The 12,784-nt window shown below is 72.3% G+C and carries 14 protein-coding genes; 11 read left to right on the top strand and 3 right to left on the bottom strand.

The annotated features are described in order from the left end of the window. Positions 1-683 precede the first annotated feature (683 nt). The 6 genes from tal to ACWH4W_RS30745 all read left to right on the top strand — a co-directional run bounded on the left by tal (position 684) and on the right by ACWH4W_RS30745 (position 7,221). On the top strand, positions 684-1,820 hold the full coding sequence (tal, locus tag ACWH4W_RS30770; protein ID WP_473079078.1) for a transaldolase: 1,137 nt from the start codon (positions 684-686) through the stop codon (positions 1,818-1,820). A 653-nt stretch (positions 1,821-2,473) separates the two neighbouring features. After that, the gene (locus ACWH4W_RS30765) at positions 2,474-4,426 is read left to right on the top strand and encodes an ATP-binding protein (protein WP_473079077.1); all 1,953 of its coding nucleotides are present in this window, start codon (positions 2,474-2,476) and stop codon (positions 4,424-4,426) included. Positions 4,427-4,564: 138 nt separating this feature from the next. Further along, complete coding sequence (locus tag ACWH4W_RS30760; RefSeq protein ID WP_473079076.1) at positions 4,565-4,990, top strand: roadblock/LC7 domain-containing protein; 426 nt, start codon at positions 4,565-4,567, stop codon at positions 4,988-4,990. Next, the gene (locus tag ACWH4W_RS30755) at positions 4,987-5,346 is read left to right on the top strand and encodes a DUF742 domain-containing protein (RefSeq protein ID WP_106414478.1); all 360 of its coding nucleotides are present in this window, start codon (positions 4,987-4,989) and stop codon (positions 5,344-5,346) included. Before ACWH4W_RS30760 ends, ACWH4W_RS30755 begins: the two co-directional genes overlap by 4 nt. Then, positions 5,327-5,944: a GTP-binding protein gene (locus ACWH4W_RS30750; protein WP_473079075.1), complete on the top strand. Its 618-nt coding sequence runs from the start codon at positions 5,327-5,329 to the stop codon at positions 5,942-5,944. Before ACWH4W_RS30755 ends, ACWH4W_RS30750 begins: the two co-directional genes overlap by 20 nt. Continuing rightward, positions 5,941-7,221, top strand: a complete 1,281-nt coding sequence (locus ACWH4W_RS30745) for a cytochrome P450 (RefSeq protein ID WP_473079074.1) — start codon at positions 5,941-5,943, stop codon at positions 7,219-7,221. Before ACWH4W_RS30750 ends, ACWH4W_RS30745 begins: the two co-directional genes overlap by 4 nt. Before the next feature lie 247 nt (positions 7,222-7,468). On the opposite strand, the gene ACWH4W_RS30740 is transcribed toward ACWH4W_RS30745, so the two are convergent. The 3 genes from ACWH4W_RS30740 to ACWH4W_RS30730 all read right to left on the bottom strand — a co-directional run bounded on the left by ACWH4W_RS30740 (position 7,469) and on the right by ACWH4W_RS30730 (position 10,116). Further along, positions 7,469-8,695, bottom strand: a complete 1,227-nt coding sequence (locus tag ACWH4W_RS30740) for a cytochrome P450 (RefSeq protein ID WP_473079073.1) — start codon at positions 8,693-8,695, stop codon at positions 7,469-7,471. 288 nt (positions 8,696-8,983) lie between these two features. Further along, positions 8,984-9,199 carry a DUF397 domain-containing protein gene (locus ACWH4W_RS30735; protein WP_391662556.1) on the bottom strand — a complete coding sequence of 72 codons (216 nt, stop codon included), beginning with the start codon at positions 9,197-9,199 and terminating at the stop codon, positions 8,984-8,986. Continuing rightward, on the bottom strand, positions 9,196-10,116 hold the full coding sequence (locus ACWH4W_RS30730) for a helix-turn-helix domain-containing protein (RefSeq protein WP_391662625.1): 921 nt from the start codon (positions 10,114-10,116) through the stop codon (positions 9,196-9,198). Before ACWH4W_RS30730 ends, ACWH4W_RS30735 begins: the two co-directional genes overlap by 4 nt. A 147-nt stretch (positions 10,117-10,263) precedes the next feature. Here ACWH4W_RS30730 and ACWH4W_RS30725 point away from each other — a divergent pair, with 147 nt between their 5' ends. The 5 genes from ACWH4W_RS30725 to ACWH4W_RS30705 all read left to right on the top strand — a co-directional run bounded on the left by ACWH4W_RS30725 (position 10,264) and on the right by ACWH4W_RS30705 (position 12,783). Next, a complete protein-coding gene (locus ACWH4W_RS30725; protein ID WP_473079072.1) occupies positions 10,264-10,926 on the top strand; it encodes an ATP-binding protein in 663 nt (220 codons plus the stop codon). Between the two features lie 91 nt (positions 10,927-11,017). Further along, complete coding sequence (locus ACWH4W_RS30720) at positions 11,018-11,266, top strand: type II toxin-antitoxin system Phd/YefM family antitoxin (RefSeq protein ID WP_473079071.1); 249 nt, start codon at positions 11,018-11,020, stop codon at positions 11,264-11,266. Beyond that, a complete protein-coding gene (locus ACWH4W_RS30715) occupies positions 11,263-11,691 on the top strand; it encodes a PIN domain-containing protein (RefSeq protein ID WP_473079070.1) in 429 nt (142 codons plus the stop codon). Before ACWH4W_RS30720 ends, ACWH4W_RS30715 begins: the two co-directional genes overlap by 4 nt. Positions 11,692-11,812: 121 nt before the next feature. Beyond that, positions 11,813-12,274: a hypothetical protein gene (locus ACWH4W_RS30710; protein WP_473079069.1), complete on the top strand. Its 462-nt coding sequence runs from the start codon at positions 11,813-11,815 to the stop codon at positions 12,272-12,274. Beyond that, the gene (locus tag ACWH4W_RS30705; RefSeq protein ID WP_473079068.1) at positions 12,271-12,783 is read left to right on the top strand and encodes a hypothetical protein; all 513 of its coding nucleotides are present in this window, start codon (positions 12,271-12,273) and stop codon (positions 12,781-12,783) included. Before ACWH4W_RS30710 ends, ACWH4W_RS30705 begins: the two co-directional genes overlap by 4 nt. The last annotated feature ends 1 nt before the right edge of the window (position 12,784 follow it).

The following is a 12,784-nucleotide window of genomic DNA, read 5'->3' as shown; positions in this document are numbered from 1 at the left end:
CCGCGCGTCGGAGGCGCGACGACCGCCGCTTTGTTCGGCACGCGGAATAGCTCTGGTGATAGCTCCGCTCATGCGATAGGTGGCGGGAACGCCGCGGCTGGGAATTGCTCGCTTTGCGGCGGACCCGGACGCCGGAGCACGCAATGGGCGCTGCCCCGCAAATGCGTTACCGGCCCGGAGGTGATGCTTTCCGCTTCACCCGGTTCCGGTTCCGGGCCGGGAAACCGGAACGGCCGCCAGGGGGCCGCGCGCGGCCCGGCCCGGATCCGAAGGGCCGTTCGAGCGTCGCCCCCGGGGGAGCCACGACGGGGCGCGGCCGAAGAGAACAGGCCGTTCGCCCAGGTGGCGAGCCCCCCGGCGCCGGTAGGCGTCCGGAGTGCGGACAAGACCCGTGCAGGGCCGTCGAGGACGGCGATGTGGGTCGTGCATGCGGTGCTCCTCGGCAGACGGAGTGGCCGTGCCGGACCTCGGGCCGGCTGTTCGCCCCGATCCTGTATCGAAAGCGAAGGCAGGCCCAATGACGATCGACGGACTTCGTCAAATAGCCGCTACTTCATCAAGTCGATGTCGGAACCACTTTGCGCCAATGTGGCATGACACCCGTAGTTCATCGCGGGTGCATGCGAATAACCTGACGGTGACGCTTGAACTCGCCATGGACTAGCAAGGAGTGACGATCCGCCATGTCGGACCGGCTGAGGCAACCGGGCGTGCTGGAGCTGGACGAGCTGGTCGCGGAGGGCGTCTCGCCCTGGCTGGACGGACTCACCCGCGGCCACCTCGCCTCCGGATGCCTGACCCGGCTCATCGCGCGCACCGGCGTCCGGGGCGCCACGTCCGACCCGGCCGCGCTGGCGGCGGCGGTCGAGAGCGACGACGCCTACCGCGAACAACTCGCGGGCCTGGCCTCCGACGACATCTGCGCCGCCGACGCGGTACGTGCGGTGGCGGCGTACGACGTCCGCTGGGCCTGTGACGAACTCCGGCCGGTGTACCAGGCCACACGCGGCCTGGACGGCCTGGTGTCGATGGACCTGGACCCGCGCCTCGCCCACGACGTCGAGTCGGCCGTGGCGGAGGCGGAGCAGGCGCTGCGCGCGGTGAACCGGCCCAACGCGATGGTCAAGCTGCCGGCCACCACGGAGGGGATCGCCGCGATCAGGGAGTGCGTCGGTGCGGGCTTCCCCGTCCATGTCACCGCGGTCTTCTCGGCCTCGCGCTATCGCGAGGCCCTCGAGGCCTACGTGGAGGGCCTCCAGCGCGCGCTGGCCGACGGCCGGCGGCTCTCGGCGCTGGTCTCGGTCGTCTCACTGCCCGTGGGCCTGCTGGACGCCGAGGTGGACGCGCGGCTGGAGGACCTGGGCACCCCCGACGCCCTGGCGCTGCGCGGCGAAGCCGCTGTGGCGCGGGCCCGCCACTTCTACCGGATGTACGACGATTGGTTCGGCGGCGCCGACTGGCGGGCCCTGGCCGCCGCGGGAGGCCATCCGCAACGGCTGATGTGGACGGCCACGGCCGTGACCGAGCCCTCGTCGTCTCTCACCCGCTACGTCGAGCAGCTCGTCACCTGGGGCACGATCACCTTGATGACCCTGCCCACCCTGGAGGCGGCCGCCCGACGGCTCGACCTGTGCGGCGACACGTTGATGGGTCGTCACGGTGCGGCTCTCGAGGTCTGGAGACGACTGGAGGGCCTCGGCATCGACGGCGAAGAGGTCGCCAGGAAGCTGGAGGCCGAGAGCGTCGAAGGGCTGGCGGCCGCGTGGCGCGACCTGTACGCGGCAGTGGACGCGGGGCGGCACACGGCTCACCGGGCGTGACCGGGCCCGGGGCCGGAGGCGGAGTCGTCGGCCTGTCCGGTTCCGGACTCCCGGGCCGCTCGGGCGGCAGGAGCAGAGGGGTCGCCTCCGGCTGCCGCTGAGCGCCCCGGGCCGATCCGGTGCCGCTCTCCTCTTCCTCCGGGAGGGCCCCGTTCCCCTCCGCGAGAACCCCCCGTGCGCCCCCGCTCACGCAAACCGGCGCGAGCGGCCCTCACCGAAGCTTCACGAGCGGCGGCAGTCCTTCACCTTCACGCCCTCCTCGTCACGGCACCCCGGGGGTAAACGCCCCTGGCATAGGCGCAGTTGGCCGAAAAACGATGCCTCACGTGAGTGAGCGGAGTACCAAAAAGCGCCCTGTGAAGCAAAGGTGACGGGCCGTTAGGTCCTGACGGGGGCGCGTTGCCGCACTCCGGCCCGGCTCGTCCCGCCTCGTCACGGCTACCACAGCGGAACGCACGAGCGATGGGTTCACGACGAACTCATTTCGCTGACGAGCTGTTCAGCAAGCGGGGCGTCCCCGCGCATCCGGGTGATTAGCATGAGCCGTACGTGGTCGGAAGATCGCCTTCTCCTGGCCGATCCCTTTCCCGGCCCGCGGCCGTCGTCGTACGGCCGCCCCCTTCCCCTGCTCTCACCGACCGAGGGACCGCTCCATGCCAGTGCCTGCCTCTCCCAGCCAGCACCCACCGGCGGGGGCGCCGCGCACCTCGTTCGCCGCACGGGCGGCCGTGCTGGTGGTGACCGCCGCCGCCGGAGGCGCGGCGCTCGCCCTGGCGCCGTCCGGCGCCACCTCGTGGACCCTGGCCGTGGTGCTGGCCGGATGGGCGTGCGTGGCCGTCACCGTCCTCGTCGACCACCGCCTCGTCCAGCGGGCCCGCTCCACCGCCGCCGAGCGGGAGTCGGAGATCAGCCGCCATCGCGCCGAGGCGGCCCGGCGGTCCGCGGAAATCTCCCACCTGGCCGGAGTCACCCTGCCCGCCGTGGCCGAACGGCTGCGCGAGGGCATGAGCGCCGCCGACGTGCTGGCCGCCGTGCCCTCGCCGTCCGACCCGCAGCTCTCCCGCGTCACCCACGCCTTCGCCGCCGTCGCCGAGGAGGACGTGCGGCGCGTGTTCACCCTCGAGGACGAGTACCGCGCGGTCCGCGACGAACTCGACCGGACCGCGGCCGAACACGACCGGTTCGTACGGGAGACGATGCCGGCCGCGGTCGCCCGGCTCCGCGAGGGCCGCTCCGCCGACACCGTGCTCGCCGAGACCGACCTGCCGCAGCTCCCCACCCTGCGCGCCCCGGCGGAATCGTTCATCCGTGAACTCGCTTACAGCGAGCGGCGCGCCGCCGCCGCCCAGGCCGCCTCCGCCAAGGCGCTCAGCCGCGTCCAGGCGAAGGCCGTCCAGATGCTCGCCGACCTGCGCGAGATGCAGGAACGGCACGGCGAGGAGGTCTTCGGCGACCTGCTGAAGCTGGACCACAGCACCTCCCAGCTCGGCCTGATGACCGACCGGCTGGCGCTGCTCATGGGCGGCCGGTCCAGCCGCGCCTGGAACAAGCCGATCGTGATGGAGAGCATCCTGCGCGGCGCCGCCGGCCGCATCGCCGCCTACCAGCGGGTGCGCCTGCACTGCTCCACCCGTACCGCGGTCGCCGGTTTCGCCGCCGAGGGCGTCATGCACCTGCTCGCCGAGCTGATGGACAACGCGGCGAACTTCTCCCCGCCCATCGACGAGGTGCACGTCTACGTCGAGGACCGCAGCGCCGGCATCGTCGTCACCATCGAGGACAGCGGCCTGAAGATGGCCGCCGCGGCGATGCGGCGCGCCGAGGAGGCCGTCACCGGCCGCGTCACCGACCTCGCCTCGCTCCAGGGCACCCGGCTCGGCCTCGCCGTGGTCGGCCGGCTCGCCGCGAAGTACGGCATCAGCGTCAACTACCGGCCGTCCTCCCGCGGCGGCACCGGCGTCGTCGTCCTGCTGCCGCTGAACCTGCTCGCCCAGCAGCGCGAGCCCGCGCCGCACGAGACGGCCGGCCGGGGCGAGGCGCTGGCCGGCCGCGGCGGAGCGGCCCGGGGCGTGCCCGTCCCGTCCCCGACGGCGTCCGGACCGGCCGCGCTGCCCGCCCGCGGCTCCCATGACGTGGACGCGCTGCCCGCCCGCACCTCCCGCGGTGGCCATGACAACGCTGCCGAGGCCCGCCCCGCGGCCGCCGCGCTGCCCGCCGCCCCGGAGCCAGCCCCCCGGCCCGAGCGCCCGGCCGCCCGCACCGAGCGGCCCGACCTGCCCTCGATCCCCGGCCAGGGACGGCACCGGCAGCCCGAGGGCACCACCCCGAACGGCCTTCCGGTCCGCGCCCCCGGCCGCACCATGGCCGAGGCGGAACGCGAGCGCGAACAGCGTCAGTCGACGGCCGCCCGCTCCGGCGACACGGGGTCGGCACGGCGCGGCGCGCGCGACGCCGGTTCACGGTTCGGCGCCTTCCACCGCGGCGCCCGGCAGGCCGGCAACGGCGCCGCCGGCACATCAGGACACGGCATCCCCGGCACGCCCGGCAACGGCATCACCGGCACATCCGGAACCGACGCCGGTTCCCAGCCCCCCGCGGCTCCCTAGTCCCACCCCTCCCGTACGGCGCCGCCCCCGGCCCCGTACGGCGTCCGGGGCGACGGCGCCCCTTCCCGCTCGAGCACGTGAGATAGGAGGAACGGGCCGGTGACCGGCACGCCGGACACCACCGTCCCATCACCCACCATGCAGACCACGACCACCGACAACAGCCTCAACTGGCTCCTGCAGGGTCTCCTGGAGCGGACCCCCGGCGCACGGCACGCCCTGGTCCTCTCCCGTGACGGCCTCAAGCTCTGCTGGAGCGAGCACCTGACCCTCGACCTCGCCGACCAGCTCTCGGCCATCTGCTCCGGCATCCAGGCCCTCGCCCAGGGCGCCTCCATGGAGTTCGGCGACGGCACCGGCGGCGTACGGCAGTCGATGACCGAGTTCCACGGCGGCCTGCTGTTCATCGTGGAGGCCGGCCAGGGCGCGCACCTCGCCGTCGTCGCCGGGGAGGACGCCGACCCCGGCGTGGTCGGCCACCAGATGACGGAGCTGGTCGAGCAGATCGGCGACCACCTGCGGGCCGAACCGCGAACCGAGGCCGCGGGGAGCGGAACCTCGTGACCCCCCGCAAACCCGTCGACACGGGCGACCCGGACCGGCTCTACACCGTCACCGGCGGACGCAGCCGCGCCGACGAGTCCTTCGACCTGGTCACCCTGATCGTCAGCGAGAGCGCGCCGACGCCGGGGATGCAGTCGGAGCACGTCCGGATCCTGGAGCTGTGCGCACACCCCGTCGCCGTCGTCGAGATCGCCGCGGAACTCGGGCTGCCGGTCACGGTCGTACGCATCCTGCTCGGCGACCTGCTGGACACCGGACGCATCACCGCGCGCCACCCGCGCGCGGCGGCGTCCGTCGCCTCCCTGCCCGATTCCGCCCTACTCCAAGAGGTGCTCCATGGACTCCGCAACCTCTGAGCTGCCCACCCACCGCACACCGCTCCGCGACACCGCGGAGACGGGTCTGAAGATCGTCGTCGTGGGCGGGTTCGGCGTGGGCAAGACGACCCTGGTCCGTTCCGTGAGCGAGATCCGGCCGCTGAACACCGAGGAGGTGATGACCCAGGCCGGCGTGGGCGTCGACGAGACCGACGGGGTGGCCACGAAGACCACCACCACGGTCGCCTTCGACTTCGGACGGATCAGCCTCAACGACCGCATGGTGCTGTACCTGTTCGGCGCGCCCGGGCAGGAGCGCTTCTGGTTCCTGTGGGACCGGCTGTTCTCCGGCACCCTGGGCGCCGTGGTCCTCGTGGACACGCGGAGGATGGACGACTCCTGGTACGCCATCGACCGCCTCGAGCACCACGGCACGCCGTTCGTGGTGGCCGTCAACCGGTTCGACGACAACGGCGTCCGGTACTCCCTGGACGAGATACGCCAGGCGCTCGCCCTCCCCGCGCACGTGCCGATGGTCGACTGCGACGCCCGGGTCCGGGCCTCCGGCAAGGACGTGCTGATCACCCTCGTGAACCACCTCCACGACCTGGCCACCGCCAAGGAGGCGACACTGTGACCGATCCGGCCGCTCCCTTCGCGCACCCGGTCCACCCCGGCGACGAGCCGCCCCCGGGGCGCCCCGCGCACGCCGGCGCGGTGAGCCTGACCGGGCTGGACTTCCAGCAGACGCCCTCGCAGCTCTACCGCACGATGCGCCGTGAACACGGCCCCGTCGCGCCGGTGCTGCTCGACGGCGGCATCCCGGCCTGGCTGGTGCTGGGCTACACCGAGCTCACCTATGTGACCAGTCACGACGAGCTGTTCGCGCGGGACTCCCGGCGCTGGAACCAGTGGGAGAACATCCCGTCGGACTGGCCGCTGCTGCCGTACGTCGGCTACCAGCCGTCGGTGCTGTTCGCCGAGGGCGACGAGCACCGGCGGCGGGCCGGGGTGATCACCGAGGCACTGGAGGGCGTCGACCAGTTCGAACTGGCCAACGAGTGCCGGCTGATCGCCGACGACCTCATCGCCCGGTTCGCCGGCAGCGGCCAGGCCGAACTGATGTCCGACTACGTGCATCCCCTGCTGATGCGCGCCGTCGTACAGATGTGCGGCATGCCGGCGACCGGCGAGGACACCCGTGGGCTCGTCGACGACCTGCGCATCTCCCTGGACGCCGCGGAGGGCGAGGACCCGGTCGCCGGGTACAACCGGGTGGGCGAACGGCTGCGGGAGCTGGTCAAGGAGAAGCGGACGGCGCCCGGTCCGGACGTCACCTCGCGCATGATCACGGACCCGGCGGGACTCTCGGACGAGGAGATCGTCCAGGACCTCATCTCGGTGATCTCGGCGGCCGAGCAGCCGACGGCCAACTGGGTCTGCAACACCCTGCGTCTGCTGCTGACGGACGAACGCTTCGCCGTGAACGTCTCGGGCGGCCGGCTCAGCGTCGGCGAGGCGCTCAACGAGGTGCTGTGGCTGGACACCCCGACGCAGAACTTCATCGGGCGCTGGGCGGTGCGGGACGTCCAGCTCGGCGGCCGGCAGATCAAGGCCGGCGACTGCGTGGTCCTGGGCCTGGCCGCGGCCAACACCGACCCGCAGATCTGGCCCGAGGGCCACGTGGGCGCGGAGAACGCGGCGCACCTGTCGTTCAGCAACGGCGAGCACCGCTGCCCGTACCCGGCCCCGCTGCTGGCGGACGTGATGGCGCGGACGGCGGTCGAGACGCTGCTGGAGCGGCTGCCGGACCTGGTCCTGTCCGTCGAGGCGGAGGAGCTGGTCTGGCGTCCGTCGATCTGGATGCGGGGCCTGATGGAACTGCCGGTGCAGTTCACCCCGGTGGTGCATTAGCGCTCCGCCGGGGCGGGAGCGCTCCGCGGCGCGCGGGACGCTCCGGCGAGGCGGGGCGCCCGCGGGGGCGCGTGCGGGCGTCCGCGGTCTCGTGCGTGGGCGTCCGCGGTCTCGTGCGTGGGCGTTCGGACGTACGGGCGGGCGCTGCCCCCGCGGTCGGCCCGGTGCGGCGGGACCCGGCCGGGGCGGGGGCGGCGCGTACGGCGGCGACCGGCGACGGTGCGTCCGACGACGGTGACCGGCGCGGTCAGCCCTGGACCGGCGTGAACCGGACCGGCAGGCTCTGCGGGCCGCGGGTGAACACGCCCTGCTCGGCCGGCTGGACCCCCTCGGCGAGCCGCACGTCCGGCATGGCGTCGAGGAGCTGGCCGACGCCGATCTCCACCTCGGCCTTGGCCAGCAGCGCGCCGACGCAGAAGTGCCGGCCCAGCGCGAACGCGAGGTGGTCGGCGGCGGCGGAGAAGGCCTTGGTGGTGGACAGGTCCTCGCGGAAGATGTCGAACCGGTCCGGGTCGGCGTAACGGCGCTCGTCCCGGTTGGCGGCGCCTATCAGGCAGGTGACGGTGGCGCCGGGGGGTACGGTGCCGCCGCTGAGGGTGACCTCCGTCGCGGACTGCCGCATGATCATGTGGACGGGCGGGGTGTACCGCAGGGTCTCGGCGAAGGCGCGCGGTATCAGCGAGCGGTCGGCGCGGACGGCGGCGAGCTGGTCGGGGTGGGCGAGCAGGTTCGCGAAGATGCCGGCGATGGCCTTGTCGGTGGTCTCGCCGCCGGCGGCCAGCAGCAGGCTGCAGAACGCCTTGACGTCCTCGTCGCTCATCCGCACGCCGTCCACCTCGGCGGCGCACAGCACCGACAGCAGGTCGTCGCCCGGGTTCTCCCGGCGCTCGCGGATGATCGGCAGCATGTACTCGGCGAACTCCACCCGGGTCCGCTCACCGGCCTCCGTGACCCCGGGGTCCCCCGAGAGGTTGCCGAGGAAGGCGATGACGGCGGTGTACCAGCGGTGGAAACGGGGGTGGTCGGCCTTGTCCAGGCCCAGCATGTCGGCGATGACGTTGACCGGGAAACGGGTCGCGTAGTCGTTCACCAGGTCCGCGGAGCCGGTGTGCCGGAAGGCGTCGATCAGCTCACGGGAGTTGCGCTCGATGACCGGCAGGAACTTCTGCTCCAGGTCGCTGCCGCGGAAGGCGGGCGCGACCAGCGCGCGGCGGACGGCGTGCTCACGTCCGCTGAGCTGGAGAATCGTCTTGCCGTGCACCGGTTCGAGCTGCCAGGCGTAGTTGTCGGTGGTGAACTCGCCGGCCTTGTCCTTGAAGACGCGCTCGACGTCCTCGTAGCGCGAGACGATGTAGCTCTTGGTCGGCTCGTGCCAGATGAGGGGCGAGGTCTCCCGCATCACGCGGTAGGCCGGGTAGGGGTCGGCGGCGAACTCGGGCGAGAGGATGTCGGGCACCTGCTGGGCGGTGGACATGGGGCTCCCTGCGATCGTATTTCGTGTACTGCGCAAGGTTATTGATCATTCATCAGCAACGACAGACCGCTTGATGACCGGATTTGCTCGAACGCGGAACCGGCCGAAAATCGCCCCTGAGCGGCCTCGTCACGGCCGTCCGCCGCGGCGCTCCCGCTGCGCGCGGGACGGCTGGGAGCCCGGTGACACCCGGCCCCCGGGAGACCCGGAGGGCTGATCAGGCGCCCGGCGCACACGGGATCCCTGCCGCCCGCAAGGCGCGGCAGGGCTCCCGTGACCGTACGAGTGTCAGACGCTCCGCTCCGAGGAGGCCAGCCCGACGAACCCCGCCCACGCGTCACGCGACACCGTGACGACGGGCCCGGCGACGGCCTTGGAGTCCCGGACGTGCACAACTGCCGTACCGGCCGCGACCTCTACGCAATCGCCGCCCTCGGTTCCGCTGTAGCTGCTCTTGAACCAGGCGCGGCCGGAGGCGACGGTCGAGGATTCAGCGTTGTTCATAGCGATCCCAGCACCCCTTCGATGAGCTCCAGTGACTCTCGTGGTGGGAGAGCCTGTGACCGGATGATCCCATAGCGCGCGTGTGCGAGAGTTGCTTGTTCGGGGTCGGTCTGCAGGGAGCCGATGCCTTGCGCTTCGGCGTACGCGAACTTCTTGCCGTCCTTGCGTGTGACAACCGTGAACGGCCCGTTCACGCCCGCGTTGTCCTCGGCCCTGACCGGCATGATCTGAATCTCGACGTTACGCTTCCGGCCGATCAGCAGCAGGTGCTCCAGCTGGCCTCGTAGCACGTCCTTCCCTCCGTACGGACGCTGCAGCACCGACTCGTCCATGACGAAGCTCAACAGCGGTGAGGGGGTCCGGTCGAAGATGTCCTGCCGGGCCAGCCGTGCAGCCACTCGCTGTTCAGTGGTCTCCTGGTCCAGAGGCGGGCGCCGCATTGCGAGCACTGCCCGCATGTACTCCTCGGTCTGGAGCAACCCCTTGACGACAAGCGTGTCGTAGGCGAGCAGCTCGACGGCCTCCTTCTCCAGCGTCGCCATCCCCTGGAAGAACACCGGGTACTGGGCCCGCTCCACCTCCTCCTTCCACACGCACAGCAGCCCGTCCGCCCCCAGCACCTCGTCCGCCCGCTCGATGGTCCGGGGCGACGGGATCCTCCGCCCCTGCTCGAACGACGCGACCGTGGCCGCGGAATACCCGATCCGGCTCCCGAACTCCGCCCGGTCCAGGCCCTTCCGCAGCCGCAGCGTCTTCAGGCTCTGCCCGAACGCGGCGACCACGCCCTTCCCCGCCCCGTCCTCGGGACGGCGCGCGCCGCCCCCGCCGTCGTCGCTCTCCCATCCGTCCCCGACACTCACGACCGTTCCGCCGTCCCCGCCGCCCGCCAGGGCGTCCGCGCCCGTACGCTTCGTCATCGACCACCGCCTTCTCCGGCCCAACGCGCCCGCGGGGGACTCCGTCACGCCGCACGTCACGTACTCGCGCCGACACGTCGCGTACAGCGGTCCGCGTCGGTGCGTCACCACTGGTCACGCTACGCGACCGGCGGGACCGTGGTCGGCATGACGAACAACCCCGCCGGTCCCACCGGCCCCGGCCGGCTCGCCACCCCCACCGCTCGCTTGGGCGCCGTCCCACCCGAACCCGCGCCGGCGTCCCGCACCTTCGCGATGCGCTTCACCTCGACCCCGCGCGGAGCCCGTCTCGCCCGCCACCTCGCCGCCGTCCGCCTGGACGCCTGGGGCGTCCCGTACGGCACCGACGACCACGACGCGATCCTGGTGATCGTCGCCGAGCTGACGGCGAACGCCGTGCTGCACGGCAACGTCCCCGGCCGGGACTTCCACCTGCGCCTCGGGCTCCTCCACGCCGGACCCCGTTCCGCCACCGTCCGCGTCGAGGTCACCGACACCCGGGGCGAACGGGTCCCGCTCCGGCCGGGAGGACCCCGGCCCGAGGTCCCCGCCGTGGACGAAACCGGCCGGGGCCTCCTCCTGGTCGCCGCCCTGGCCACCCGCTGGGACTGGTGCCCGCGGCCGGACGGTCCGGGCAAGACGGTCTGGGCGGAGTGCGAGATCGCGGCCCCTGCTGAGGTGCGGCGCATCGCCGAACATGCCGAAGAGGTGTGGCTCAACAGGCTGGCTGACGAAGCCCGGTCCGAAGGGCTGGAGCGGTCGGTCTCGCTCGCCGGGACGGCCGCAAGGCTCCGGGCAGAGCGGAGCTGAACGGATGGGGCACCTCGACGCGCTGCGCGCCGGACGCGCAGCGGCGCATGCTCCAGAGCACCGCGTCCGTGACCGTAGTACCTTGTACTACATGGAGACGACGGCGCGTGAGTTTAATCAGAACGCTTCGAAGATCCTTGCTGCGGCCGAGCGGGGTGAGCGGATCACGGTGACCAAGAACGGGCGCCCGGTCGCCATACTGTCGCCGGTCACGGAGGAGCCCGTACCCGACCATCCCACGGACCCGATGGGTGAAGACGACATCCCCGTGTTCCACAGCGGCTCCAGGATCGACTGGTCCGAGGGCCGTGGCTCGTACCTGGAAGGTTTCGGCGCGTGACCGTGCTCATTGCCGACACCTCGGGTCTGTTCTCCCTGTTCGACGCGGATGCTCCCGAGCACGCGGCCTGCCGCAAAGCCGTCGCGGACGCCTCCCACCTGGTGGTGAGCCCGCTGGTTCTCGCCGAGCTCGACTACCTGTTGAGTACCCGGGTCGGGCCCGAGGCGGCGCAGGCGGCCCTGGGGTACGTCCGGGACCAGACCGCCGTACGCCGGTACGCGGTCCCGGAGATCGAACCGCACCTGTCGACGGCGCTCGTCACCATGCGCAGGTACCCGCAGATCGGTCTCACGGACACAATGAACGTGGTGATGGCGGCCGAATACCGCACGGACGCGATCCTCACGCTGGACCGCCGCCACTTCCGCATGGTGCGCCCGCTGACCGGGCACACCGCGTTCCGTCTGTGGCCCGACGACCAGTGACACCGAGCGGTGTTCGCCGGATATGAGAGAACCGTGGGGCGGTGTCCGACCCTCCACGTAAGGTGGTCCGTGATCGATTCGGATCACGGGACGGCTCGGGAGACGGGGGCCGCAGCGCGGCATGAGACCGACACTCGCCGCGCGGACACGGCGTGACACGACGGTCGAGTACCTGACGACGACGTTCGCGCCGGCCGAGCCCGACACCCAGGACGCGCTGGAGGACTTCCTCACCGACCCGGCCGACGGGCTCTTCCGCGTGCCGTACCTCCGCACCGCCCTGGAAGCCGCACTCCTGGAACCCGCCCGGCGCCGGCTCCTCGGCGCGGGCCTGCCGCACGCCGAGATCGAGCAGCACATCGCCAAAGCCCGCAAGCTCACCGAACTGGCCTCTCTCGCCCTCTACGGACAAACCGACAGGGTGGGCGAAGCCATGGACGACCTCACCCGGGCTTGCGGTCAGCAGGCCGCCGACCACATCCGGTGGTGCAACAAGGGCACCCACGAAGCCGTGCCCGTCGGCGACGTGGAGGAGATCATCCGCCGCACCGCGGACCTCGCGAAGGCGGTGCGGTCCCTGTGACCACGATCCGTCCGGCCGCACCCGTCCCGTCCGCGCGCACGCCCCTGCTCCCTGCACCTCTTCCGCCTCCACAGCCGTCCGCCTCGACGCCGGAGGAACTGCTCGCGGCCGCCGACCGGCTGCTCGGCACGGCCACCACCTCCACCACGGGCGTCCGGCCACGCGCCGTGGCACTGCTGCTGCGCCACGCCCTCGAGGAAGCCCTGCGCCGCTACTGGCACGCCCGCACACCGCAGCTGGCCCGATGCTCACCTCACGCCCAGTCCCCGTGCCTGGAGTCCTACGCCGGCCCCGAGACGGCCCGCCGCTGGTCGACGACCTGGGCCGGTCTCAGCCGGGCCTGCCACTATCACGGCTATGAGCTGGCTCCCACGCATGCGGAGCTGTGTGCCTGGCGGGACGACGCCGACCGGGTGATCGGGGCTCTGGCACCCCGGACGCGGCGACGGATCGCCGCCGGAGCGCAGGCCCGCCGCGTCGGGCGGGCGGTGGAACCGGTGGGCGGGTGAG

The organism is Streptomyces sp. DSM 120436 (assembly GCF_055778765.1).
This window is presented reverse-complemented; position numbering and strand designations above follow the sequence as displayed.